The organism is Bradyrhizobium sp. LB8.2 (assembly GCF_040548035.1).
In the GTDB taxonomy this organism is placed as follows: domain Bacteria; phylum Pseudomonadota; class Alphaproteobacteria; order Rhizobiales; family Xanthobacteraceae; genus Bradyrhizobium.
Genome location: NZ_JBEPQV010000001.1, coordinates 410,536 through 434,327, shown reverse-complemented (window position 1 = coordinate 434,327; position 23,792 = coordinate 410,536). Strand labels below are relative to the sequence as shown.

Below are 23,792 nucleotides of genomic sequence, written 5' to 3'. Positions count from 1 at the left end.
AGGATTGAGGAGAGACGGTTGAGTTACGCGGTCAAGGAAATCTTCCTGACTCTGCAAGGCGAAGGCGCACATGCCGGACGCGCGTCCGTATTTTGCCGTTTTGCGGGCTGCAACCTCTGGAGCGGGCGAGAGGCCGACCGCGCGGGCGCCACCTGCAAATTCTGCGACACGGACTTCGTCGGCACCGACGGCACGCTGGGCGGGCGCTATGCCTCGGCCGCGGAACTGGCCGGCACCATCGCCGCGCAGTGGACAGCCTCTACCGACAACCGTTACGTGGTGCTCACCGGCGGCGAGCCGCTGCTCCAGGTCGATGCCGCACTGGTCGATGCGCTCCATGCTCGCGGCTTCGAGATCGGCGTCGAGACCAATGGGACGATCGCCCCGCCCGAGGGGCTCGACTGGATCTGCGTCAGCCCGAAGGGCGGCAGCGACCTGGTGGTCCGGCGCGGCCATGAGCTGAAGCTGGTCTATCCGCAGCCACTCGCCGCACCGGAGGCCTTCGCAGGCCTCGCCTTCGAGCGCTTCTCGCTGCAGCCGATGGACGGGCCCGAGGTCGCCGAAAACACCGCGCGCGCGATCGACTATTGCCTCAATCATCCGCAATGGCGGCTCAGCGTGCAGACGCACAAGTCGCTCGGTATCAGATAGGATTGGTTTTCGAACAGATGTGGGAATTGACGAAATCGTTTCGCTTCGAGGCGGCGCACTCATTGTCGGGAACGACGTTCGGCGCGGCCAGCGAAGAGATCCACGGCCACTCCTTTCGCGCCGAGGTGACGGTGCGCGGCACGCTGGACCCTGCGACCGGCATGGTGGTCGATCTCGGCCTCCTTCAGCGCGCCATCGAGGATGTGCGCGTGATGCTGGACCACAAGTTCCTCAACAAGATCGAGGCGCTGGGCACACCGACGCTGGAAAACCTCTCGCTCTTCGTCTGGGACCGGCTGGCGCATATCGGCAAGCTGACCCGCGTCAGCATCCATCGCGACAGTTGCAGCGAGAGCTGCACCTATTACGGTCCGCAGGGCTGAAAGAATGACATCCACATTGGACCCGAGCTTGATCGAAGACCGCAAGACGCGGGCACGCGCCTGGTTCGAAGCCTTGCGCGACGACATCTGCGCGAGCTTCGAGCGGCTGGAAGACGACGCGCCGCAAAATCTTTATCCGGGCGAGCCGGGCCGCTTCAAACGCACGCCCTGGCAGCGCACCGATCATACCGGCGCGGCCGGCGGCGGCGGCGTGATGTCGATGATGTCCGGCTGTCTGTTCGAGAAGGTCGGCGTGCATTGCTCGACCGTGCACGGCGAATTCGCGCCGGAGTTTCGCGCGCAAATTCCGGGCGCGGCGGACGACCCAAAGTTCTGGGCCTCCGGCATCTCGCTGATCGCGCATCTGCGCAATCCGCACGTGCCGGCGGTGCACATGAACACGCGCTTCGTCGTCACCACAAAAGCCTGGTTCGGCGGCGGCGCCGATCTGACGCCAGTGCTCGAGCGCCGGCGGACGCAGGACGACGCCGACACCATCGCCTTCCACGCCGCGATGAAACAGGCCTGCACGCAGCAGAACGGCATCGCCGATTACGACAAGTACAAAAAGTGGTGCGACGAGTATTTCCACCTGCCGCATCGGAAAGAAGCCCGTGGCATCGGTGGCATCTTCTACGACTGGCACGACAGCGGCGACTGGGACGCCGACCTCGCCTTCACCGCCGATGTCGGCCGCGCCTTCCTGGAGATCTATCCTGAGATCGTGCGGCGCAATTTCGCGACCGCCTGGACGGCCGAGGATCGCGAGGAGCAATTGATCCGGCGCGGCCGCTATGTCGAATTCAATCTGCTCTACGATCGCGGCACCATCTTCGGGCTCAGGACCGGTGGCAATGTCGATTCGATCCTGTCGTCGCTGCCGCCGGAGGTGAAATGGCCATGACTCCGATGAAGCCCGCAATCAGGCCGCTGCCGCGCGCCATGCTGATCGACATGGACGACACCATCCTGTCGGCCTATGGCCGGCCCGAGATCGCCTGGAACACGATCGCGAACGAGTTTGCCGAAGAGCTCGCGCCGCTGCCGCCACAGCAGGTCGCAACCACGGTGCTCGCTTTCGCGAAAAACTTCTGGGCCAATGCGGACGCCTCGTGGCGGCTCAGGCTTGCCGAAGCCCGTCACCTCACGGTCAAGGGCGGTTTTGCCGCGCTCGCCGCCGCCGGCTACCGCGCCCTGCCCGACGACCTCGCCATTCGCCTCGCCGACCGCTTCACCACCTATCGCGAGGAGGAGATGTTCGTCTTCCCCGGCGCGCATGAGGCCATCGACAAATTGAAAGCGCTCGGCATCAAGCTCGCGCTGGTGACCAACGGCGCCGCCGACACCCAGCGGGCCAAGGTCGAGCGCTTCGAGCTGGCGCACCGCTTCCACCACATCCAGATCGAAGGCGAGCACGGTTTTGGCAAGCCCGAGGAGCGCGCCTACCTGCACGCGATGGACACGCTCGGCGTCACCGCAAAAGATACCTGGATGATCGGCGACAATCTGGAATGGGAAGTGGTGACTCCGCAGCGTCTCGGCATCTATTCGATCTGGATCGACGTGCATGGCGACGGCCTGCCCGAAGGGTCGCCCGTCAAGCCTGACCGCATCATCCGCTCGCTCGGCGAACTTTTGCCGGGATGATCAAGGCCGCGAAAACAAAAACATCGAAAACAACCCCATGCACAGTAGCCGACCGCTGCAAAACCAATGACTTACGGATTTAACGAAACCCTTTGACTCGTCGGGCAAAACACGGGCATGGTGGCATCATCGCCGCGCCCAGGACCGAAGAGCCCTTGCGTGCCTCTCGAGCGATCCCCCACTCGAACCTCCGTCATCGACGTTGCAGTCTGCGCGGCGGACACGCGCAGCCGTAGCGCATCCGCGGACCCGCAGCCGTGATCGGCATGTCATGACGGCTTGCTAACTCTTCTCTCGTCAATCAACTCTCTGTCAATCAACCTGAAAGGACCATCCATGGAACTGAAAGTCGGCGATATCGTAATGCTGAAATCCGGCGGGCAGCCGCTCACCGTTGCGGAAGTGAAGGGCGACGACGTGCTCTGCCTCTGGATGGGCGCGGAAGGCGACCTGTTCCGCGAGACGCTGCCGCTGGCCGTGCTCGAACAGCTGGAAGAATTGGACGAGGACGAGGATGACGAGGACGAAGACGAGGAGTAGGCACGCCTGAGACCGCGTCCTCGTTAGGTCGGAGTGCTCGGCTCCGCCGCACGTGATGTCCGCTTCTATGCCAACAACGGCGCAAGAGCGGACATCGCTGGATGCTTCGAACGTCAATCCAGCGGAACGTTCAGACTGGTACCTTTGGTGATAATGCCGCCACGGTTGCCAATCTCAATCGAACCATAGCGCTGCTTGAAACAATCGGGCAGCGGCCGGTCGCCTTCCATGCTGAGCCAAAGCCGCAACAAATGACGCTTTTGGTTTGCAATGGGCCAATCACGGAATCCGGTCCGATCATGCAACAAAGCATGATTGTAAACGAACTGCATGTCACCCGGCTGAAGCCGCATGCCAAAATGCAGAGTGGGGCTGTTTGCGAGCGCGTCAAAGAGATCGAGCGCCTCGACGTGAGCGGGCGTCAGTCTCGGCGCATCGGGAAAGCGCTGCGCACTATCGATATACTGGCGCTGATAGAACCCGGTCAGGAACCCCGCATGCCAATTCAGCACCGGGATTTCAAGATATGGCTTTTCGTTCTCCGGCACCTCGCCTCGCCGGTCTGTCGCGATCGGATCAAACAAGAGAGCGGCAAGGTCGGGACGCCTGTCAAACATTTCGTTGCAGATTGTCGTCGTACTGACAAGGAGAGAATCCCCTCCCTCCATCGCCTCGCGAATGCATAACAATCCGACCACGTCGGACGAATCCGTGTGGAATGTCTGACGTTCCGAAGTCTGATAAATTCGAGTGTTCGGATCCTTCGCATCGGCTCCTGTGTCACGGACGTGACCGAGAATGTGACCCGCTGCATTCTGAGACCGCGCCGATCCAAGATGCGCGCCCACCCCGCAAAATATCGTAGCGGCAAACTTCTGGCTATATTTTGCCACCGGGAGGCCGCGTATGACTTCGAAGCCCAAGCCGACCAACAGCTTCTTCTTGAGATCTTCCAGGTGCGCGCCGAGATGAGGAAGCGGAAAGCTTTCCTTCGTGATCTCTGCGATTTCTTTGCTTCTACCGAGATATGTTTCAGCTGCGTTCTCGAGCTCGGCGATCTCGCCGGCAGAGAGCGATATCAACCATCGATCAGGATTGGCCTTCATCTCAGCGCCTTGCCAGGCAGACGGGATATCGACCCTCCCTGGAGGACGATTGATCCCGCTGGGCACTGAGACCACATTCATAGTGTTGGCTCCTGAGAAGATTGGGGGCGGACCATCGACGATATTGTGCCGATCGCTTGTTTGCAACTTGGCGCCCCCTGCGAACGGACATCCCGCAGCCCAAGGCCATTTCTGAAAAGTGACCAACGGAAGTTATTGCCAAGAGAAAAGCCGCCCGAAGGCGGCTAGTCGTTCTCTCCGCTGAAAGGAACTTGGAAGCAGTTCCACCAGCCGCTGGTGACCAAGCGAACGTCGTCACGCAACGAGCCAATGCCCCTTATGAATATCGAACTTCACGGCGCCGTCGTCACGCATCTTCAACAGGAGCGATTGGCAGTCGTCCTGGTTCTTTATGTTGACGCGCTTCATGATTTCGAAAGTCTTCAGAGGCTTTTCGCGAAGGGCAATTAGAATCTTTTCTCGATCAGTCATTGGGTTCCTTGCATCGGTATCGGCGACGGTACGTGTTGTACAGATCGTCTGCAACAGGTGCGTTCGCTTGACGAGGTCCGTTCGGGGTAAAATCTCAGATCTCAACTTGCGCACATTCAGTCCGCTCCGCGGGGCTCGTTCGGTAAGATAGCTCTAAACCATTCAACTGCAGGCCGCACGAGCTGCCATCCTCGCAGCCCAAGAACCTTCTTGCAGGCAAGAAACCACCAACGACGCGTTCTTCGAACGCTCGGATCAATCCCGACCGCAAATTTAGAAAGGCCTGCTGAGCTTTCTATCGCTCCTTCGTTGAAGGCAGTGCTTGCGCAACCGATCGCTTCAAGTGCCAACATGTGGTTCATCCAGGCACGAAGATCAGCAGCGTTGGTCAACCTGGCAGCACCATTAGTCAGGAAATGTTCAATCGCCGCCTTGCGTTGGAGCAGGTCTTGCTCCCGCGAAGGCTCGCTTGACATGTTGGCCGAGTGCGCTCGATACACGGCTTGATTAGCGGCAATGACCCCGACGTCGCCGTGCGCGGCGAGCCGGAACCACATTTCCATGTCAGAAGCGTAGGGTAAATCAGCTAAATACCCGCCCAATCTTTTCTGCAGGCTCGTACGAACCACTACTGTTGGTGATAGCACAATGTTTTTTGCGCCGCTAAGTGTAATGAAATCGAGGCCCGACAAAATGTTGGTTCTTGATCCCACGCCTGTTCTACGCCGCGAACGCTCCCCCTGTTGATCAAGAACAACCGCGCCGCCGAAGGTGAAAGCGACAGACGGATGATCGTCCATCAGCTCGACCGATCTCGCAAGGGCGCCGGGCAACAGGTAATCGTCCGCAGACAGCAGAAGCATATAGTCGGCTCTCGCCCAGGCGATGCCTTCATTGGCGGTAGCAATGAGCCCTTGATTCGAGGTGTGCCTGCGATAATCCACCCGGCGATCGGAGCGGACTAACTCTTCCGCAACTTCCGCTGTATTGTCGGGCGACGCATCATCGATAATGAGCACGCGCAACTCGGGGCCGGATTGCGCCAAAACGCTCTCGACACACTCCCGCAGGAAGTGCCCATACCGGAAGCAGGGAACAACAATGTCTACGGAGCTCATTTCTTGTCTCCACAGACCATCGCAAAGAGGGTCGAGGCCTAGGCTCCACTCTTGGCCGGGCGGAATTGCCGTCGACATCCTTGAATAGAGCCAGCGAAGCTCGTGGCCTCTCGCCACGCGGCTTTGTCGTCTCGCAGTTCCTCCCCTTGCTCGTCCTTGCTGGACGCAACATTGTGGACGCGGAAGACGTACCTCGGCATGCTCCGGAAACGCCCGACGAAGCGCCTCCGTTCCAAAAGTCACATATGACACTTAGAACCGGCGGAGCGATACCGGAAGGCGAAGGCAACAGCAGCGGGAATTACGATACACCCAATTGACCCGACCCGCTTCAAGCCCGGCAAGCGCGGACCGAAGCCAGCGCAGTCTGACGGCGATGATTAAGTTCACTGTCATCGTAACCCAAAAGGTCATCATGCCCGGGCTTGTCCGGACGGGCCCGGCCATGACGTTGTGGAAGCTTCGGCGCCGATATGCGCTCTGTCCCGGGGAGAGGTAAACTACGCGTTCCGCTCCGCGATAATCTACCCGATCAGTTGCCTCGCGGACGCCGAGATCATCACCAGCCCGCCGGTGATCACCGCGACATCGAGGATCGCGGTGTGGATATGCACCGGCATCCGCTCGACGAAGGCTTTGGCGAGGAACGCGCCGGGGATCGCAATCGCCCCGATCAGCAGCGCAAAGGCGAGCACCTGCGCGGTGACCGCGCCGGCGAGGCCGAACACCGAAATCTTGATCAGACCGGTGCCAAGCGAGATCATCGCGTCGGTCGCGATCACGGCGGCGCCCTCGAGCCCCGCGGCCATCAGCAGCGACAGCAGGATCACGCCAGAGCCGGAGGTGCCGCCGACCAGCACGCCATAGCCGACGGAGCCGGCCGCGAGACCAGTGTTGCCGATCCTGACCTGGCGACGGCGGAGCATCCGGCGCAGCGGTACGCTCAGGATCAGCATGGAGCCGATCACCAGCGCGGCGCCGGCGTTGGTCAGCCGGGTGTAGCCGTAAGCGCCGAGCGCCGTCGTCAGCGCCGCGCAGGCGAGCACGATCAGCGCGCGGCGGCGGTCGGCGTAACGCAGATAGGCAATCGCGCGGCTGGAATTGGTGAAGATCGCGGAGATCGCGATGATCGGCACTACCGGCTCGGCGCCAACGAGAGGGACCAGCACCAGCGGCATCAGAGCGCCGGTGCCGTAGCCGGCGAGACCCCCGATGATCGAAGCAAACAGCGCCATCAACGCGACCAGCAGAAGCTGAAAGATCGAGATGTCGGCGAAGCCTGAGACGATGGTCACGTTTTCTCGTCGCGGCTGACGCGTGCCGCTGCTTGATCGGCGATGGAAGCGAGTGCGGTGTCCTCTAGGGGAAAATCCGCCGCAAGCCAAGCGTCCTCGGCGAGCGTCAACACATGCCCGAGCGCGGGTCCTTCCGCCATGCCGCGCGCGATGAAGTCGGCAGCTTTCAGCGGAAATTTCGGCGCAGTCCAGCGCTGCGGCAGCTCGGCGAGCACACGCCATCGCGACGAGCCGACGTGATCGCCGCCTCGCGCCCAGCCAAGCAACACGCGATCGTGATAGCGCTCCGCACCGAGCCGGTAGAGCAGCCGCCGCGCATCGGCTTCGTCCTTGATCGCCAGGCGCCACCAGCGGTGCCCCATCGAATCCAGCGCCTTGGTTTCCGCATTGGAGAGTCTCAAGCGCGCGGCGACGCGTTTTGCATCTTCAGTCACGGCGACCGTCAGCGCAGCGAGCCGCCGCGTTGCGCTGGCAGCGAGGCCGAGCTCACGCTCGATCGCGATCATCGCCGAGAGCGGCCCGGTGTAGGCGACGCCGCCGGTCAGCGCTTGCAGCAATCCGCCATCCGCCATCGCAAGCGCGGCGGCAGACGCGCCGCGAGCGACCAGCAGCTTCAGCATCTCCATGCGCAGCCGCTCGGCCGACAGGCTCGCAAGGCCCCCGCGTCCCCGGATGCAGGCGAGATAGCCGTCGCGGTCGGGATCGCCGGCGCCGAACGCGGCGTGGATGCGGAAGAAACGCAGGATGCGCAGGAAATCCTCGGCGATCCGCTGGTCGGGATCACCGATAAAGCGCACGCGCCGCGCGGCCGCATCCGCGACGCCTCCGACGTAATCGTAGACAACGCCATCAGCATCGACCGACAGCCCGTTCATCGTGAAGTCGCGCCGCTCGGCGTCCTTTACCCAGTCGCGGCCGAACGCGACCTTGGCTTTGCGGCCGAAGGTCTCGGTGTCCTCGCGCAGCGTCGTGACTTCGTATGGCTGGCTGTCGATGACGAGCGTGACGGTGCCGTGATCGATGCCGGTCGGCACGCTCTTGATGCCGGCACTCTTGGCGCGCCGCACCACCTCGTGCGGGAGCGCCGTGGTCGCGATGTCGATATCACCGGGCACGAGACCAAGCAGCGCGTTGCGCACGGCGCCGCCGACCACCCGCGCCTCCTCGCCATCGGCGTTGAGCAGCTCCAGGACGCGCGCGGTCCCTCCCGAAATCAGCCAGGGCGCATCGGCGAGCATGGGCTCCGCGCTCATCGGCCGGCCCCTATCTTTCCACGCCCGGCACGAGCTTGCCGTTTTCGACATGGGCGGGGACATAGGTCGAATCCGGAGCCGCGCCGGAGAAATGCGCAAACCCGATCAGCCCCGCGATCACCAGCACGAGTGCCGCCAGCATGAGACGCGCGACGATGGTGATCGGCCAGGACGATTGCACGAACAGCCCGGAACGGCTGGCGGCCAGGAACAGCGCATAGACGGCGAAGGGAACGAGGAAAATTCCGATCTCGGTCAGAACTGGACGGATCATGATGAATAGATCCGCTCGTAAAGCACACGCAGCATTCCGGCCGTCGCCCCCCAGATGTAGCGTTCCGCAAACGGCATCGCGTAGTAGGACCGCTCCATGCCGCGGAATTCCTTGCTGTGCACCTGGTGGTTGGCCGGGTTCATCAGGAAGGATAGCGGCACTTCGAACGCATCATCAACCTCGGAATGGTTGATCGTCAGCTCAAAACCCGGCCGCACCCGGGCTACGGTCGGCAGGATGCGGAAGCCGAACGCGGTGCCGTAGAGATCGAGATAGCCGATCGGCTCGACGAAGTCGCGCGACAGCCCGATCTCCTCCTCCGCCTCGCGCAGCGCCGCATCGAGCGGCGAGGAGTCGGTCGCGTCGATCTTGCCGCCGGGAAAGGCAATCTGGCCCGCATGGTCGTTCAGATGCGCCGAGCGCTGCGTCAGCAGGATGGTTGGCTCGGGATGATCGACCACCGCGATCAAAACCGCCGCCGGCCGCACCGGCTGCTCACGCGCGACGATCTCGAGCATCTTGTCGGTGCCGGGATCGCCCGAGGCCGGAATGATGTTGGGATCGAACAGGCCGGGCGGCACGTCGAGGCCTAATCGCGTCTTGGAGCGGGCGAAAAAATCGGCCGCTCCGAACGTGGCGGGATCGGTCTTCAGGATAGGCTTGTTCAAAGCGCGGCCCTCACCTGCTCCGCATCGGCCATGGCGAAGAATTCGCCGGCCGATTCGACGCCGAACATCGGCTGGCCATCGACCATCCGCTCCTCACCCATGTCAACCAGATCGTAATAGAGCGCGCGGGTGACCTTGGCCCAGAGTTCGGCGCGGACATGCAGATAGGGCGTCAGTCCGCCGCCCTCGCCCCGTTCGAAGCGCAGCCGGTGCGCCGCATCGCAGGTGACCCAGTCGTCGACATTGGTGCGGAAGCGGAGCACGCGGTGGTTGTCCTCGCCGTCCTTCTGCATTTCGACCGCCATGAACGGCGCGTCGTCGACGCGAATGCCGACCTTCTCCACCGGCGTGACGAGGAAATGCTTGTCGCCTTCACGCTTGAGGATGGTCGAGAACAGACGGACCAGCGCGTGGCGGCCGATTGGCGTCCCCATGTAGTACCAAGTGCCATCGGAAGCGATTCGAATGTCGAGATCGCCACAAAACGGCGGATTCCACAGATGCACCGGAGGCAGGCCCTTTTTGACGCCTTCGGCATCGGCAGCACTTTTGGCGGCGGCAGTCAGCCCCTCAAGACCGCGATCGGCGCTCTGCCCTTGGTTCGCCATGGTTTGCCCTGACTCTGTCATTTGGCACGTTTGGTGCAGGTCTGAACTGTAAGTCTACGTCGCCTGTCGGTGCACGGTTCCACTCCGGATCAGTCCGGTGTGGAGGTCTCCACTTCGTGATGCCCTACATAGCCCTAAGCCGATAAGGTGGGGATAGGTTAATTCAACGAATACATGGCCTTCCTGCAAGTCTAGCATAGGGGCCATGTGATGACATGACGACGCAAGCGAGCCGCATGGCAGGCTGAAGGAGCTAACGGATGGCGGAGAGTGTCGAGAAGCTCGAAGACGGAGTAGTCCGTTCGGCCGAGCAGGTGTCGAGCCAGATTCGCGCGGCAAAGGATGCGATCGCGTCCGTCATCTTCGGCCAGGACCGCGTGATCGAGAACACGCTGGTCACCATCCTCTCCGGCGGTCATGCGCTGTTGATCGGCGTCCCCGGTCTCGCCAAGACCAAGCTGGTCGAGACGCTTGGCATCACCCTCGGCCTCGATGCCAAGCGCATCCAGTTCACGCCCGACCTGATGCCATCGGACATTCTCGGCGCCGAAGTGCTCGACGAGAGCACCAGCGGCAAGCGTGCCTTCCGCTTCATCTCCGGCCCTGTGTTCGCGCAACTGCTGATGGCCGACGAGATCAACCGCGCCAGCCCGCGCACGCAGTCGGCGCTGCTCCAGGCGATGCAGGAGCAGCACATCACCGTGGCCGGCGCGCGCCACGATCTGCCGAAGCCGTTCCATGTACTCGCCACGCAAAACCCGCTGGAGCAGGAAGGCACCTATCCGCTGCCGGAAGCGCAGCTCGACCGTTTCCTGATGGAGATCGACGTCGACTATCCCGATCGCGACGCCGAGCGCCGTATCCTGTTCGAGACCACCGGCGCGGAAGAGACGCTGGCCAGGGGATCGATGACCGCGGACGCGCTGATCACCGCACAGCGGCTGATCCGGCGCCTGCCGGTCGGCGATTCCGTGGTCGAGGCGATCCTGTCGCTGGTCCGTTCGGCCCGTCCGGGTCCGGAGAGCGGCGAGACCGGCAAGTTCATCGCCTGGGGACCGGGCCCGCGCGCCAGCCAATCGCTGATGCTCGCGGTGCGCGCACGCGCGCTGATCGACGGGCGCCTCGCGCCCTCGATCGACGACGTGCTCGACCTCGCCGAGCCCGTGCTGAAGCACCGCATGGCGCTGACATTCCAGGCGCGCGCCGAAGGCCGCACGATTCCGGACGTGATCCGGCAATTGAAAACACGGATCGGTTGATGGCCGCAGAGAACGGGCAAGCAGCGAAGGAGATCATCGCGATCCGACGTGCCGATGGCGAAAGCCGCACGCTCGCCGCTTCGCTGCCGCGCCTGGTGCTCGAGGCCCGCCGTATCGCCGCCAACGTCATTCACGGCCTGCACGGCCGACGGCGCGCCGGCGCCGGCGAAAATTTCTGGCAGTACCGCCGCTTCGTCTCCGGCGAGCCGGCGCAGAACGTCGACTGGCGGCGCTCGGCGCGTGACGATCATCTCTACGTCCGCGAGCTTGAATGGGAAGCCTCGCACACGGTCTGGATCTGGCCCGACCGCTCCCCCTCGATGGCCTTCGCCTCGAAGACGGCGCGCGAATCCAAGCTCGAGCGGACGCTGATCGTCGCCTTCGCGCTGGCCGAGCTGCTGGTCTCCGGCGGCGAACGTGTCGGCATTCCCGGGCTGATGACACCGACCGCGAGCCGCAGCGTCATCGACAAGATGGCGCAGGCGATGCTGCATGACGATGCCGACCGGCTGAGCCTGCCGCCGTCCTTCGTGCCCGCGGCGCTGGCCGAGACGATCGTGCTGTCGGATTTCTGGTCGCCGATCTCCGAGATCGGGACGACGCTCGCGGGCCTGTCCGGCTCCGGCGCCCATGGCATGCTGGTGCAGATCGTCGATCCCGCCGAAGAGTCGTTTCCTTATTCCGGACGCGTCGAGTTTGTCGAGCCCGAAGGGTTCGGCGTGATCACCGCCGGCCGCGCCGAGAGCTGGGCGCAGGATTACACCGCGCGGCTCGCGCTGCACCGCGACCAGATCCGCGCCGAGACCAACAAGCTCGATTGGCTGTTCACGACGCACGCGACCGACCGCTCCGCCGCCGAGCTCTTGCTGTTCCTGCATGCCGGCATGCAAGTGAGCAAGTCGGGCGCCCGCACCACGACCATCAAGGCGGGGCCCGCCGCATGATGGGACTGCCGCTCGCCTTCACCGAACCGCTGCTCCTGATCGGCCTCGTCAGCCTGCCGGTGCTGTGGTGGCTGCTGCGCGTGATGCCGCCACGGCCGCGCCGCATCGAGTTTCCGCCGACGCGCCTGTTGTTCGACATCACACCGCGCGAAGAGACGCCCTCACGGACGCCGTGGTGGCTGACCGCATTGCGGCTCCTGGCTGCGGCCCTCGTCATTTTCGCCGCCGCCGGCCCGATCTGGAATCCGCAAACAGGCATCGCCGCCAGCAAGGCGCCGCTGATGATCATGTTCGACGACGGCTGGAGCGCGGCATCGAACTGGGACATCCGGATCAGGGCCGCCGACGAGCTGATCGCCAATGCCGAGAACGACCGCCGTGCGATTGCGCTGGCGCCGCTGTCCGAGCCGAACCGCGATATCACCCTGATGCCGGCGGGCGCCGCGCGCGTGGCGCTGCGGCAGCTCACGCCGAAGCCCTATTCGATCGACCGCGTCGAGACCCTGACCGCAATCGATCGCTTCCTGAAAGCGACCGGCGACTGCGAGATCGCCTGGCTTTCCGACGGCGTCGACACCGGTCGCGGCGAGGAATTCGTGGCTGGCCTCCGCAAGAGCATCGGCGACCGCAGCCTGACCGTGTTCGAAGGCGGCACCTCTTCGCCGCTGGCTCTGGTCGCGGCCGAGAACGCCGCCGCCAGGATGACGGTGAAGGTGCTGCGCACCGACAGCGGCATTGCCATCGGCACCGTGCGCGCGCTGGACCAGAAGGCCTCGCCGATCGGAGAAGCGCGTTATTCGTTCGGTCCGCAGGACAAGGAAACCGAAGCGTCGTTCGATCTGCCGGTCGAGCTGCGCAACGACATCACGCGGCTTGAAATTGCCGGTGAGCGCTCCGCCGGTGCGGTGCAGCTGCTCGACAAGCGCTGGCGCCGCCGCGCCATCGGCATCGTCTCGGGCGCGAGCAGCGAGACAGCGCAGCCGCTGCTGGCGCCGACCTTTTATCTCACACGCGCGCTGGCGCCGTTCGCCGACGTGCGGCTCGCCGACAAGGGCGCGCCGCAGCAGGGCATCACGCAGTTCCTCGACCAGAAGCTGCCGATGATCATCCTTGCCGATGTCGGCACCATCGCCCCTGAAATCCGCGAGCGTCTCAATGCCTGGATCAACCAGGGCGGCGTGCTGGTGCGGTTCGCCGGTCCGCGGCTGGCGCAGGCCGAAGACGATCTCGTGCCGGTCAAGCTGCGCAAGGGCGGCCGGACTCTCGGCGGCAGCCTGACCTGGGAGAAGCCGCAACATCTGGCCTCGTTCGCGGCCGACGGTCCGTTTGCCGGCGTCGTGGTCCCCAAGGACGTCACCATAAACCGCCAGGTGCTGGCCGAGCCCGACGCCGTGCTCGCCACCAAGAGCTGGGCATCGCTGGAAGACGGCACGCCGCTGGTGACCGGTGAGCATCGCGGCAAGGGCGTGGTCAGCCTGTTCCACGTCAGCGCCGACATGCGCTGGTCGGATCTGCCGATGTCCGGCACCTTCGTCGAAATCCTGCGGCGTGTCGTCGACATGTCCGGCTATACTGCCAAGCCCGGCGCCGGGGTTGCCACTGAGGCGACTGCCGAGACGGTGGCGCCGCTGCACATCCTCGACGGCTTCGGAGCCTTCGGCCCGCCGCCCGCCGCCGCAAAGCCGCTGCCCGCGGATTATCGCGACCGCGCCACACCCGATCATCCGCCGGGCTTCTATGGTCCGGCAGAAGGACCGCTCGCCGTGAACACGCTTGCCAGCGCCGACCGTATCGCAGCCCTGAACACCGCGAGCCTGCGCGCCCGGCACGCCACCTACACCAATGCCGAGCCGCGCGACTTGCGCGGCTGGCTACTGTCGACGGCGCTCGCGCTGTTCCTGATCGACGCCATCATCGTCGCGGTGCTCGGCGGCGGCCTCGCCGCGCTGCTGCGCCGCCGCGCCGCGCCCGCGATGATCGTCTTCGGACTGGCGCTCGCAGGCTTCGTGGCACTCGTGCCGACGCCGTCGCACGCGGACAGCGCGTCCGACGAGTTCGCGATGAAGGCGGTGTCGCAGACCCGCCTCGCCTATGTCGTGACCGGCAATGCCGACGTCGATTCCATCGTCAAGGCCGGCCTGTCCGGACTGACGCTGTTCCTGGCGCAACGCACCGCGCTCGAGGCCGGCGATCCCGTCGGCATCGATCCGGCGCGCGACGAACTCGCCTTCTTCCCGCTGATCTACTGGCCGATCGTGCCCGGCGCGCCCAAGCCGCCGCAGGACGCCATCAACAAGATCGACGCCTACATGAAGCAGGGCGGCACCGTGCTGTTCGATACCCGCGACGCGGTCGAAGCACCGCCCGGCGCAAACGGCGCCGCGCAGACCCCCGCCATGCAGACGCTCCGCGAAATCCTCTCCTCGCTCGACGTGCCCGAGCTCGAGCCGGTGCCGCGCGAGCACGTGCTGACCAAGACCTTCTATCTCCTGCGCGACTTCCCCGGCCGCTTCAACACCGGCCAGACCTGGGTCGAGACCTTGCCGCGCGAAGACGACGACGACAGCGCGCAGCGGCCGGCACGAGGCGGCGACGGCGTCTCGCCGATCATCATCACCTCGAACGACCTCGCCGGCGCCTGGGCCGTGCGGCCCGACGGCCAGGCCATGCTGCCGGTGACCGGCGGCGACCCCCGCCAGCGCGAATTCGCCTACCGCGCCGGCGCCAACATCGTGATGTACACGCTGACCGGCAACTACAAGGCCGACCAGGTGCACGCACCGGCGTTGATTGAACGGCTGGGGCAATAAGCATGATCCGGAAAAGTGGGAACCGGTTTTCCGAAGAGGTCATGCTCACAATGAATAGAAGTGCGATATGAATTACGGCATCGCGTTCACACCGCTTGTTCCCGCGATCGTCCTGTGGCTCGCGCTGACCGCGATCGTCGTCACCGCGCTGGTGCTGCTGCTGGCGCGTGCGCGCGGCGCTGCCGTGCGCGTCGCCGCGCTGGTGCTGTTCCTGCTGGCGCTCGCCAATCCCTCCTTCACCCACGAGGACCGCGATCCCCTCACCTCGGTCGCAGCAGTCGTCGTCGACAAAAGCCCGAGCCAGAACTTCGGCAACCGCAATCGCGAGGCTGCGCAGGCGCAGGAGGCGCTGGTCGACAGCCTGAAGAAGATCAAGGGGCTCGAGGTCCGCGTCGTCGACGCCGGACAGGCCGACGGCGAGACCGACGGTACCAAATTATTCGGCGCGCTGGCCTCGGCACTTGCGGACGTGCCGGTCGACCGCGTCGCCGGCGCCTTCCTGATCACCGACGGCCGCGTCCACGACATTCCGGCCAATGCCGCCGGGCTCGGCTTCCAGGCGCCGGTTCACGCGCTGATCACCGGACAGAAAGACGAGCGCGACCGCCGCATCGCGATCCTGGCGGCGCCGCGCTTCGGCATCGTCGGGCAGCCCCAGACCATCACCTACCGCCTCGACGACCAGGGCGTCAGCGGCGAGCGCGCCAAGGTCACGGTCCGCAGGGACGGTGAGGTCATCAACGAGCGCACGCTGGGAAGCGGCCAGGCGGCAAGCGTGGACGTCGACATCAAGCATGCCGGGCCGAACATCGTCGAGATCGAGGCCTCGCCGCTCGAACGGGAATTGACGCCGGTGAACAACCGCGCCGTCGTCGCCATCGACGGTGTGCGCGACAAGCTGCGCGTGCTGCTGGTCTCGGGCGAGCCGCATTCCGGCGAGCGCACCTGGCGCAATTTGCTCAAGTCCGACGCCAGCGTCGATCTCGTCCACTTCACCATTCTGCGTCCGCCGGAGAAGCAGGACGGCACGCCGATCAACGAATTGTCGCTGATCGCGTTTCCGACCCGCGAGCTGTTCCAGCAGAAGATCAACGAATTCCAATTGATCATCTTCGACCGCTATGCCCGCCAGGGCGTGCTGCCGATCGCCTATTTCGACAACATCGCACGCTACGTTCGCGGCGGCGGCGCGGTGCTGGTCTCGGCCGGCCCCGACTACGCCTCCAACACCAGCATCTGGCGCACGCCGCTGGATTCGGTGCTGCCGGCAGAGCCGGTCGGCGTGACGGAACAGCCGTTTTACGCGCATCTGTCCGATGTCGGCAAACGCCATCCCGTCACGCGCGGCCTCGAAGGCTCCGCCAGCGAGCCGCCGCACTGGAGCCGCTTCTTCCGCACCGTCGACACCCGCAATTCCGTCAACCCGCCGGTGATGACCGGCGCCGACGGCAAGCCGCTGCTGTTCCTGTCGCGTTTTGGCGAGGGCCGCGTCGCGCTGCTGCTCTCCGACCACATCTGGCTGTGGGCGCGCGGCTATGAAGGCGGCGGCCCGCATCTCGATCTGTTGCGGCGCATGTCGCACTGGCTGATGAAGCAGCCCGATCTGGACGAGGAAGCGCTGCGTCTGCAGGTGCAGGGCAAGAATCTCGTGGTGGTGCGCCAGACCATGGCGGACAGCGTCCAGCCGGTCAGCGTGACCTCGCCGTCGGGCGTGGCGCGCGATCTGACGCTTGCGCCCGGCGATCCCGGCGAATGGCGCGCCAGCCTGCCGGCGAGCGAGCTCGGCCTGTGGCAGGCGACCGACGGCACGCTGAAGGCGCTGATCAATGTCGGCCCGACCAATCCGAAGGAGTTTTCGGAAGTCACCTCGACCACCGAGACGTTGAAGCCCCTGACCCAGGCGACCGGCGGCAATGCCGTGCGGGTGGTCGACGGCGCCAGCGTCGAGCTGCCGCGCATCCTGCCGGTCCGCTCGGCGAGCGTCTTCCATGGCGACGGCTGGATGGGCGTGCGGATGCGCGACGCCAGCGTCGTGAAGGGCGTCGGCGTGCTGCCGATCTTCGCCGGCCTGATCGGGCTGTTGCTGCTGCTCGGCGCCTTTGCCGCGACCTGGGTCCGCGAAGGGCGCTGAACGTCCCGTTGCGCGAACGACACATCAGCAATCCGCCCGAGCGGATCGGTGCGACTGCGGTTGACATCCGCTGACCGATCTGGCGATGTTACATTATAACGTCGCGGGATCAGGGGATGATGCCCCCGCGATGTGGGGTGGCGTTTTCAGATGAAGTGGTTCCGGTCGAATATCAGGCACGGCGCCCGGCTCGCGATCTTCGCGATGCTGGTGCAGTTCGCGCTGACGTTCGGCCACAGCCATTGGTTCGCCCAGGCCGCTCCCCTCGCCCAGGCCTCGCTCCAGCAGATCGACAGCACCAACGGTGTCGCTTCGATCCACCGTGCCGCGGTCGAGAGGCAATCGCCGGCAGGTCCCGACCGGGAGCTGCCGGGCGAGGACAATTGCGCGATCTGCGCATTGGTCGCGATGGCGGGCACCGTCATGTTTGCGGCGCCGCCTGTGCTGCTGCTACCGCAGGCGATCGAGCTGCTCTACCGCACCACCGATGCCGAATTCGTCCACCTGAAATCGGCCGCCACGGCGTTCCAGCCTCGCGCCCCTCCCGCGTCCTGACTCCAGACATCACTTGATCACGCCCGGGCTCGCCGCATGTCGGCGCATGACCGGGAGACGTTGAAGTCGAATTCCGTCGCGCAGCGACGGCAGGCCGCCTCCGATCAACACACAATCATGCGGACGGCGCCTGACTGGAATCAGGACCATGTCATTTGAATTGCGGCGCGCGCAGCGCCTTGGCGGAGCAAGCCTGCTCCTGCTCGGCGCCGCCGCCACCCCGGCGCTGGCTCAGGACAAGCCGGCATCTACCGAAATCCCCGCCGTCACCGTGACGGCTCCGAGCCCCATCGTGCGCAGGGCGGTGGTGCCGACCCGCAGCCCGGGCCGCGCCACGCGAACCGCGCGGGCACGCAGCCACGAACGCGCGGCGGACGCCACGCCGGCAGCCTCCACGCCCGCCGCACCTCAGCAGGGCGTGCTGCCGATCGTGACCAACCAGTTCGCCACCGTCACGGTCGTGCCGAACGAGGAGATCCGCCGCGAGGGCGGCGGTCAGCTCGGCGATCTCCTGTTCTCCAAGCCGGGCATCACCGGCTCGAGCTTCGCGCCCGGCGCCTCCAGCCGGCCGATCATCCGGGGTCTCGACGTCAACCGCGTCGGCATCGTCGAGAACGGCACCAATGCCGGCGGCGCCTCCGACCTCGGCGAGGATCACTTCGTCCCGATTGATCCGCTGGCGACCAACCAGGTCGAGGTGGTGCGCGGGCCGGCTGCGCTGCGCTATGGCTCGACCTCGATCGGTGGCGTCGTCAGCGCCACCAACAACCGGATTCCGGATGCGCTGCCGAACTGCGGTGCCCAGCCGTTCCAGAGTTTCGGCCTGCCGGTCAAGGCGCCGCTCGCCGGCGCCGCGACGTCGCCTTGCGTCACCGCCGAAACGCGCAGCGCGTTCAGCTCGGTCGATCGCGGCGTCGAGAGCGGCGTGCTGCTCGACACCGGGGGCGGCAATTACGCCTTCCATGCTGACGTCTACGGCCGCAACACCACCGATTACAGCATCCCGAGCTACCCGTACCTCGCCGACCAGACGCGCTCCATCGCCAACGGGCGCCAGCCCAATTCGGCGACGCGCTCGGACGGCGGCTCGATCGGCGGCTCCTACTTCTTCCAGGGCGGCTATATCGGTGCGGCGATCACGCAGAACGACGCGCTCTACCACATCCCCGGCATCGACGGCGCCGACCACAACACCCGGATCGACGCTCACCAGACCAAGATCAACGTCAAGGGCGAGTACCATCCCGACGCTGCGGCGATCGAAATCGTTCGCTTCTGGGCCGGCGCGACCGACTACCGGCACAACGAGATCGGGCTTGCCGATCCCGCCGACCCCAACACCGACGGTGTGCGGCAGACCTTCACCAACAAGGAGCAGGAGATCCGCACCGAGGTGCAGCTGATGCCGTTCAACGCCCGTTTTGCCGAGGTGACGACCGCGTTCGGCTTCCAGGCGGGCCACCAGGAGCTGACGGCGCCAAGTCCGGACGATCCGGGCGCGCTGTTCAACGGGTTGTGGGACCCGAACCGAAACTACCGCGTCGCGGGTTACGTCTTCAACGAGTTCAAGTTCAGCGAACAGACCAGGGCGCAAATCGCGGGCCGGATCGAACATGTCGAACTGCACGGGTCCACGCCCGATTTCCCCGCAGACTTCCTGCCCGACGGGGCACCGCAAACAAGCATCGTCCACAATCCGTCGTTCACGCCGAAGAGCGGCAGCATCGGCCTGTTGCAGGACCTGCCGGGCGGCATGGTCGGCAGCATCACCGCACAATATGTCGAGCGCGCGCCGAAGCCGGCCGAACTGTTCTCGCGCGGTGGCCATGATGCGACCGCGACCTTCGACATCGGCAATCCAAACCTGACGATCGAGACCGCGAAGTCCGTCGAAATCGGCTTGCGCAAGGCGACCGGACCGTTCCGGTTCGAGGCGACCGCCTTTTACACGCATTTCGACAATTTCATCTATCGCCGCCTCACCGGCGTGATGTGCGACGGCGACTTTGCCTCCTGCGGCACGCCCGGTGCCGAGCTGAACCTGGCGGTCTATTCGCAGCGGAATGCCAACTTCCGCGGCGGCGAATTCCAGTCGCAGTTCGATGTCGGTGCATTCCAGGGCGGCATCTGGGGCATCGAGAACCAGTTCGACGTCGTGCGTGCCACCTTCACCGACGGCACCAACGTGCCGCGGATTCCGCCGCTGAGACTGGGCGGCGGCGTGTTCTGGCGCGACGACAACTGGCTGATGCGCGTCAATCTGTTGCACGCCTTCGCTCAGAACAACGTCGCTGTGATCGCGGAGACGCCGACACCGGGCTACAATTTGCTGAAGGCCGAGGTCAGCTACAAGACCAGGCTCAACCCGAATGCATTCGGCGCGCGCGAGATGCTGGTCGGCCTCGTCGGCAACAATCTATTGAACGAGAACATCCGCAACTCGGTGTCCTACACCAAGGACGAGGTCTTGATGCCCGGCATCGGCGTCAGGGCGTTCGCCAACTTCAAGTTCTAGCATTGCGTCAGTCGGGGCCTAAACGGCCCCGACTGACATCGCCAACTGCGGCGCTGTCGCTATGCTTCGAGAGTTGCGGCAGCGCTTGCGATGAACTCCGCCACGGCCTCGGGCTGGGACAGCATCGGCACGTGCGAACTCTGAAGCACGAGCGTCTTCGCATCCATGCGGCTTGCCGAGTCGCGCTCCACGTCCGGCGGAATGGTCTCGTCGTTTGCCGCAACGATGTACCATGACGGCTTCGAGCGCCACGCCGCCGTCGAGATCGTGTCGCCAAAGCATTTGACCGCAAGCGGGCCTTGCGTTGCGTAGACGATGTCGGCTTCGTCTGTCGGAATATCCTGGACGAAGTGCTTGCGGACGCCCTCCTGCGTCAAGGCCACATAGCCCTCGCCGTAAGGCCTGATCTCGGCCGCTCCGGGGGCCGGCTTGTAGGGCTTCCACCACGCGTCGAACGACTGGCCGCTGTCCGGCGCGCCCGCGGCGACATAGACGAGACCTTTGACCTTGGGATGATTGCCGGCCTCGGTGATGACGGCTCCCCCCCAGGAGTGTCCGACCATGAGCACCGGACCCTTCTGCATGTCCACGACCCGGTGAGTGGCGACGACGTCATCGGCAAGCGAGCTCAGCGGGTTCTGCACGGCGAGAGCCTTCAGCCCGCGCTTGGTGAGAAGAGGAATGACCTTGGCCCAGCAAGAGCCATCCGCGAAAGCTCCGTGCACGAGCACGACGGTTCCGATTGCCATGATACGTCTCCTTTTCCTTCGATTTGGATGAGCCGGATTCGCGTCCTTCAGGAGGCACACGGCCGCACACATCACCAGGTGTTGTCGCGCCGTCGTCATCCTGTCAGTGAAGCAACATCCGTTGCCCGTGAGACAATATCGTTTGAGCTTCGTTGGTGAAGCTGTTCAAGCACAGCCGCTGAGCTTTTCCGTGCGAATGGACAAAAGGAACGGGAAAACGAAAGGCCGCGGCGTAGCTCGGATGGAGCGGAAGTGCACGACAGGACGAAGCATCTGCGACGCCGAAAGCGCGACAGCTAACCTGAATTCATCGCGCTTTGGCTAAAGCGGCCGCTCCAGGGGCATCCTCTGCCGCTTCCTGAAACAGGACGGCAAACAGCAGGCTCCACACTGTCAGGAGGGAAATGGGGATCGTATAGTATGGCGTCGCGATCGGATAGGTGAAGAAGAAGGCGAGATTGAGCGCCAGATTGGCCATCGTGAGCTGCGCGACACGGCGAGTGCCATTCGCCTGCCGCAGCAGCCAGATCGAGCCTGCAATTCCGAAGACGATCAGCAAGGTCTGGAGCGGGTCGGCGAGATAGTCCCGGACCACTGCGAACGAAAAATCCAGCGGCCTGACATCGGGGTTGTTGCCGTAGGTCGACGCGAACGGATTGCCGGCGTTGACGGCGTAAGAGAGGATGGTCGGTATCACGCCGGCCAGCAACGCGACGCCGAACACCGCCCCCTGCAAAAACCGGGACATCGTCCGTTCCGCAAGGAACATGACGAGGAGAAACAGGCCATAGCCGGACGCCAGGAAGAGGTTGGCCAATCGGAAATCGACGGTCAATCCGAGCAGGAAACCGATTGGCGCCAGCAGCCAGATCCTCGGTTGGGATCGCGGGCTCGCCAGCCATCGCGCCGTGAGACATCCTGCGAGCGCGCACACGACGACCGTCGGGGCCATCGAATAGCTCGCCTTGACCGGATTGACCATCAGGTAGATCGCAAGACAGCCGAACGTCCCGGCCATCAGGACCGATCTCGTGCTGCGCGCGAGCGAAAGAGCAAATAGCGCAAAACCGAGGACGACGATGGTCGCCAGCATGTACATGGGCACGACCTGGTGCCCTGGGGGAAACAACGCCAACACGAGGCCGACACCCGGCGGGTATTGAATGACGACCTTCCCCGTTGCCGGCATCAAATTGTGACAGGGCGCAGCGGTCGTATCGTCCCAGTTGGGGTAGCCGATCTCCCTCAGTTTTGCTTTCAGATAGCCATCATCGTCGCGGGTGAGGCTGGTGTCGAAGCCCTCCGCGAGACCGAACCTCTGGAAAAGATGTGCCTGCCGCAGGTAGCAGATGTCGTCATAGACGCCGCGCGCCTCATTCCATCGCAGCATTGTCCATAAATGGCCGACCAGCACCGCGAGAAACAACACGGCGAAGACGGCTTTGCTGGTATGGATTTTCTTCATCGGGATCATGATGCGGCGGGAGGCGGCGCTGCTTTAGCGGAATGCGAGATAGAGATTGGACGATAGCGGGCCGAGCGACAAACCGGTGTAGCCCACTGCTGCGGACTTGGCACCCGCAGACTTGACGATCTCGGACCTGGCGACCAGCGCAGCGAGCCCCAGCAGCCGTTTTCGCGTCATCAGGATCAGGTTCTGCTCGTCGGTCCATTCCGACTTGCCGGCGATCCTGCAGGCGATCCTGAAGGTGCCGTCCAGATAGTGCGCCAGCGGGATGGCCGTGTGGTGCTCGACCGGAAAGAACCTGTTGGGCACCGTGATGAACACCCGCCTCGCAACGCGGCAAAGCTCCTTGACCAGGAGCACCTGTTTTCCGTGGCTGCCGGCATGCTCGAGCACAGCATTGGACGTCGCGACATCGAACGCATTGTCGTCAAACGGCAGCCGCGTATTCGGTTCGATCTGCACGTAACGGCAAAGCGGAAAAGCCGCCTTGAACCCTATTCCTTCGCCAAGCCCGCAAGCCGTGATCCTGTGCTGATGCGGGTAGCTTCTTTCCAGCACGTTTGCGCCGTCGTTGATCACGTCGGAAACACCGACGTCCAGGATCTCGTCCGAGGCAGACGGCTGCATCTGGGCGATGAAATCCTGGAAGATGCGGTCGCGCGCCGCGATCAGCAGCTTTTCCGCCGTGCTCCCGGACGCCACCTCCCGGTAATATTGTTGATCGACCGGCACTGCCCTACCTTCATGTGAGCTTCGAAGCGATGGCGCGTCAGGTTTGCGTCTTGCTCCAGTCGGGACCGACCGGCCCCGACACGCCTTCGAACGCGCCCTCGACGAGCTCGACGACGAGGAGCCGGCTGTAATCGACCGGACCCGGCATGGTGACGCGCCCCTTCGGCACCGGCTTGAAGCCGACGCGGCTGTAATAGGGCTCGTCGCCGACCAGCAGCACCAGGCGATGCCCCTGCGCCTTGGCGTCCTTCAGCGCGCGCTCGAGCAGCAGCCGGCCAACGCCGCGGCCGCGGAACGGAGGCTCGACCGTCAGGGGCCCGAGCAGCAGTGCAGGCGTGTCGCCGACGCAAACCGGCAATTGCCGTACGGATCCGACCAGCAACGTACCGACGCGCGCGGTGAAGGATAGATCGAGCACGTGATCCACATGCTCGCGAATGCGGTACGCGCTGAGCACAAAGCGGCCGGGTCCGAAGGTGCGTTCGTGCAGCCGCTCGATCGCCTGAGCATCGCCGGCGGCTTCCGACCGGATGGTGAGGGAGAGATCGTTCATCGCGTCACGGCATCTTCAGGCGGGAGTCATCGGTTCGCGTC

The 23,792-nt window shown here is 64.5% G+C and carries 23 protein-coding genes; 11 read left to right on the top strand and 12 right to left on the bottom strand.

Features of this window, described 5'->3' with window-relative positions; all coding sequences use genetic code 11:
* The first annotated feature begins 18 nt into the window (after nucleotides 1-18).
* The 5 genes from queE to ABIB06_RS01960 all read left to right on the top strand — a co-directional run bounded on the left by queE (nucleotide 19) and on the right by ABIB06_RS01960 (nucleotide 3,221).
* Complete coding sequence (gene queE / locus ABIB06_RS01980; RefSeq protein WP_354045792.1) at nucleotides 19-651, top strand: 7-carboxy-7-deazaguanine synthase; 633 nt, start codon at nucleotides 19-21, stop codon at nucleotides 649-651.
* A 17-nt stretch (nucleotides 652-668) separates the two neighbouring features.
* The gene (locus ABIB06_RS01975) at nucleotides 669-1,034 is read left to right on the top strand and encodes a 6-pyruvoyl trahydropterin synthase family protein (RefSeq protein WP_247340587.1); all 366 of its coding nucleotides are present in this window, start codon (nucleotides 669-671) and stop codon (nucleotides 1,032-1,034) included.
* Nucleotides 1,035-1,038: 4 nt separating this feature from the next.
* Entirely contained in the window at nucleotides 1,039-1,938 is a 900-nt protein-coding gene (gene hemF / locus ABIB06_RS01970; protein WP_354045790.1) for an oxygen-dependent coproporphyrinogen oxidase, read from the top strand.
* A complete protein-coding gene (locus ABIB06_RS01965; protein WP_354045788.1) occupies nucleotides 1,929-2,681 on the top strand; it encodes an HAD family hydrolase in 753 nt (250 codons plus the stop codon). Before hemF ends, ABIB06_RS01965 begins: the two co-directional genes overlap by 10 nt.
* A 336-nt stretch (nucleotides 2,682-3,017) precedes the next feature.
* Complete coding sequence (locus tag ABIB06_RS01960) at nucleotides 3,018-3,221, top strand: YodC family protein (RefSeq protein ID WP_247340403.1); 204 nt, start codon at nucleotides 3,018-3,020, stop codon at nucleotides 3,219-3,221.
* A gap of 113 nt (nucleotides 3,222-3,334) precedes the next feature.
* Here ABIB06_RS01960 and ABIB06_RS01955 read toward each other — a convergent pair whose 3' ends face one another.
* From ABIB06_RS01955 to ABIB06_RS01925, 8 genes are all read right to left on the bottom strand, one after another.
* Nucleotides 3,335-4,408 (bottom strand): TauD/TfdA family dioxygenase, encoded by a 1,074-nt coding sequence (locus ABIB06_RS01955; RefSeq protein WP_354045786.1) that lies wholly within the window; start codon nucleotides 4,406-4,408, stop codon nucleotides 3,335-3,337.
* 527 nt (nucleotides 4,409-4,935) lie between these two features.
* On the bottom strand, nucleotides 4,936-5,937 hold the full coding sequence (locus ABIB06_RS01950; protein WP_354045784.1) for a glycosyltransferase family 2 protein: 1,002 nt from the start codon (nucleotides 5,935-5,937) through the stop codon (nucleotides 4,936-4,938).
* 38 nt (nucleotides 5,938-5,975) lie between these two features.
* A complete protein-coding gene (locus ABIB06_RS38855) occupies nucleotides 5,976-6,137 on the bottom strand; it encodes a DUF6894 family protein (RefSeq protein WP_502916516.1) in 162 nt (53 codons plus the stop codon).
* Between the two features lie 324 nt (nucleotides 6,138-6,461).
* Nucleotides 6,462-7,232: a sulfite exporter TauE/SafE family protein gene (locus tag ABIB06_RS01945; RefSeq protein WP_354045782.1), complete on the bottom strand. Its 771-nt coding sequence runs from the start codon at nucleotides 7,230-7,232 to the stop codon at nucleotides 6,462-6,464.
* Nucleotides 7,229-8,485, bottom strand: a complete 1,257-nt coding sequence (locus ABIB06_RS01940; RefSeq protein ID WP_354045780.1) for a CCA tRNA nucleotidyltransferase — start codon at nucleotides 8,483-8,485, stop codon at nucleotides 7,229-7,231. Before ABIB06_RS01940 ends, ABIB06_RS01945 begins: the two co-directional genes overlap by 4 nt.
* Before the next feature lie 10 nt (nucleotides 8,486-8,495).
* Complete coding sequence (locus tag ABIB06_RS01935; protein WP_247340410.1) at nucleotides 8,496-8,759, bottom strand: DUF6111 family protein; 264 nt, start codon at nucleotides 8,757-8,759, stop codon at nucleotides 8,496-8,498.
* Nucleotides 8,756-9,427 (bottom strand): CoA pyrophosphatase, encoded by a 672-nt coding sequence (locus tag ABIB06_RS01930; protein WP_354125554.1) that lies wholly within the window; start codon nucleotides 9,425-9,427, stop codon nucleotides 8,756-8,758. Before ABIB06_RS01930 ends, ABIB06_RS01935 begins: the two co-directional genes overlap by 4 nt.
* Entirely contained in the window at nucleotides 9,424-10,035 is a 612-nt protein-coding gene (locus ABIB06_RS01925; protein ID WP_247340413.1) for a DUF1285 domain-containing protein, read from the bottom strand. The genes ABIB06_RS01930 and ABIB06_RS01925 overlap by 4 nt, the downstream gene beginning before the upstream one ends.
* A 260-nt stretch (nucleotides 10,036-10,295) precedes the next feature.
* On the opposite strand from ABIB06_RS01925, the gene ABIB06_RS01920 reads away from it, so the two are divergent.
* The 6 genes from ABIB06_RS01920 (at nucleotide 10,296) to ABIB06_RS01895 (ending at nucleotide 20,249) form a co-directional block, all read left to right on the top strand.
* A complete protein-coding gene (locus ABIB06_RS01920; protein ID WP_247340414.1) occupies nucleotides 10,296-11,294 on the top strand; it encodes an AAA family ATPase in 999 nt (332 codons plus the stop codon).
* Nucleotides 11,294-12,238: a DUF58 domain-containing protein gene (locus ABIB06_RS01915; RefSeq protein ID WP_354045774.1), complete on the top strand. Its 945-nt coding sequence runs from the start codon at nucleotides 11,294-11,296 to the stop codon at nucleotides 12,236-12,238. The genes ABIB06_RS01920 and ABIB06_RS01915 overlap by 1 nt, the downstream gene beginning before the upstream one ends.
* Nucleotides 12,235-15,048, top strand: coding sequence for a DUF4159 domain-containing protein (locus ABIB06_RS01910; protein ID WP_354045772.1), 2,814 nt, complete (start codon nucleotides 12,235-12,237; stop codon nucleotides 15,046-15,048). Before ABIB06_RS01915 ends, ABIB06_RS01910 begins: the two co-directional genes overlap by 4 nt.
* A 67-nt stretch (nucleotides 15,049-15,115) precedes the next feature.
* On the top strand, nucleotides 15,116-17,179 hold the full coding sequence (locus ABIB06_RS01905) for a hypothetical protein (RefSeq protein WP_354045770.1): 2,064 nt from the start codon (nucleotides 15,116-15,118) through the stop codon (nucleotides 17,177-17,179).
* A 150-nt stretch (nucleotides 17,180-17,329) separates the two neighbouring features.
* Entirely contained in the window at nucleotides 17,330-17,734 is a 405-nt protein-coding gene (locus ABIB06_RS01900) for a DUF2946 domain-containing protein (protein ID WP_354045768.1), read from the top strand.
* 148 nt (nucleotides 17,735-17,882) lie between these two features.
* Nucleotides 17,883-20,249, top strand: a complete 2,367-nt coding sequence (locus ABIB06_RS01895) for a TonB-dependent receptor (RefSeq protein ID WP_354045766.1) — start codon at nucleotides 17,883-17,885, stop codon at nucleotides 20,247-20,249.
* Nucleotides 20,250-20,308: 59 nt separating this feature from the next.
* On the opposite strand, the gene ABIB06_RS01890 is transcribed toward ABIB06_RS01895, so the two are convergent.
* The 4 genes from ABIB06_RS01890 to ABIB06_RS01875 form a co-directional block, all read right to left on the bottom strand.
* Nucleotides 20,309-20,998 carry an alpha/beta fold hydrolase gene (locus ABIB06_RS01890; RefSeq protein WP_354045764.1) on the bottom strand — a complete coding sequence of 230 codons (690 nt, stop codon included), beginning with the start codon at nucleotides 20,996-20,998 and terminating at the stop codon, nucleotides 20,309-20,311.
* 307 nt (nucleotides 20,999-21,305) lie between these two features.
* Nucleotides 21,306-22,463 (bottom strand): hypothetical protein, encoded by a 1,158-nt coding sequence (locus tag ABIB06_RS01885; protein ID WP_354045762.1) that lies wholly within the window; start codon nucleotides 22,461-22,463, stop codon nucleotides 21,306-21,308.
* A 33-nt stretch (nucleotides 22,464-22,496) separates the two neighbouring features.
* Nucleotides 22,497-23,198, bottom strand: a complete 702-nt coding sequence (locus ABIB06_RS01880) for a methyltransferase domain-containing protein (RefSeq protein WP_354045760.1) — start codon at nucleotides 23,196-23,198, stop codon at nucleotides 22,497-22,499.
* A gap of 37 nt (nucleotides 23,199-23,235) precedes the next feature.
* Complete coding sequence (locus tag ABIB06_RS01875) at nucleotides 23,236-23,751, bottom strand: GNAT family N-acetyltransferase (RefSeq protein ID WP_354045758.1); 516 nt, start codon at nucleotides 23,749-23,751, stop codon at nucleotides 23,236-23,238.
* Nucleotides 23,752-23,792 lie beyond the last annotated feature (41 nt).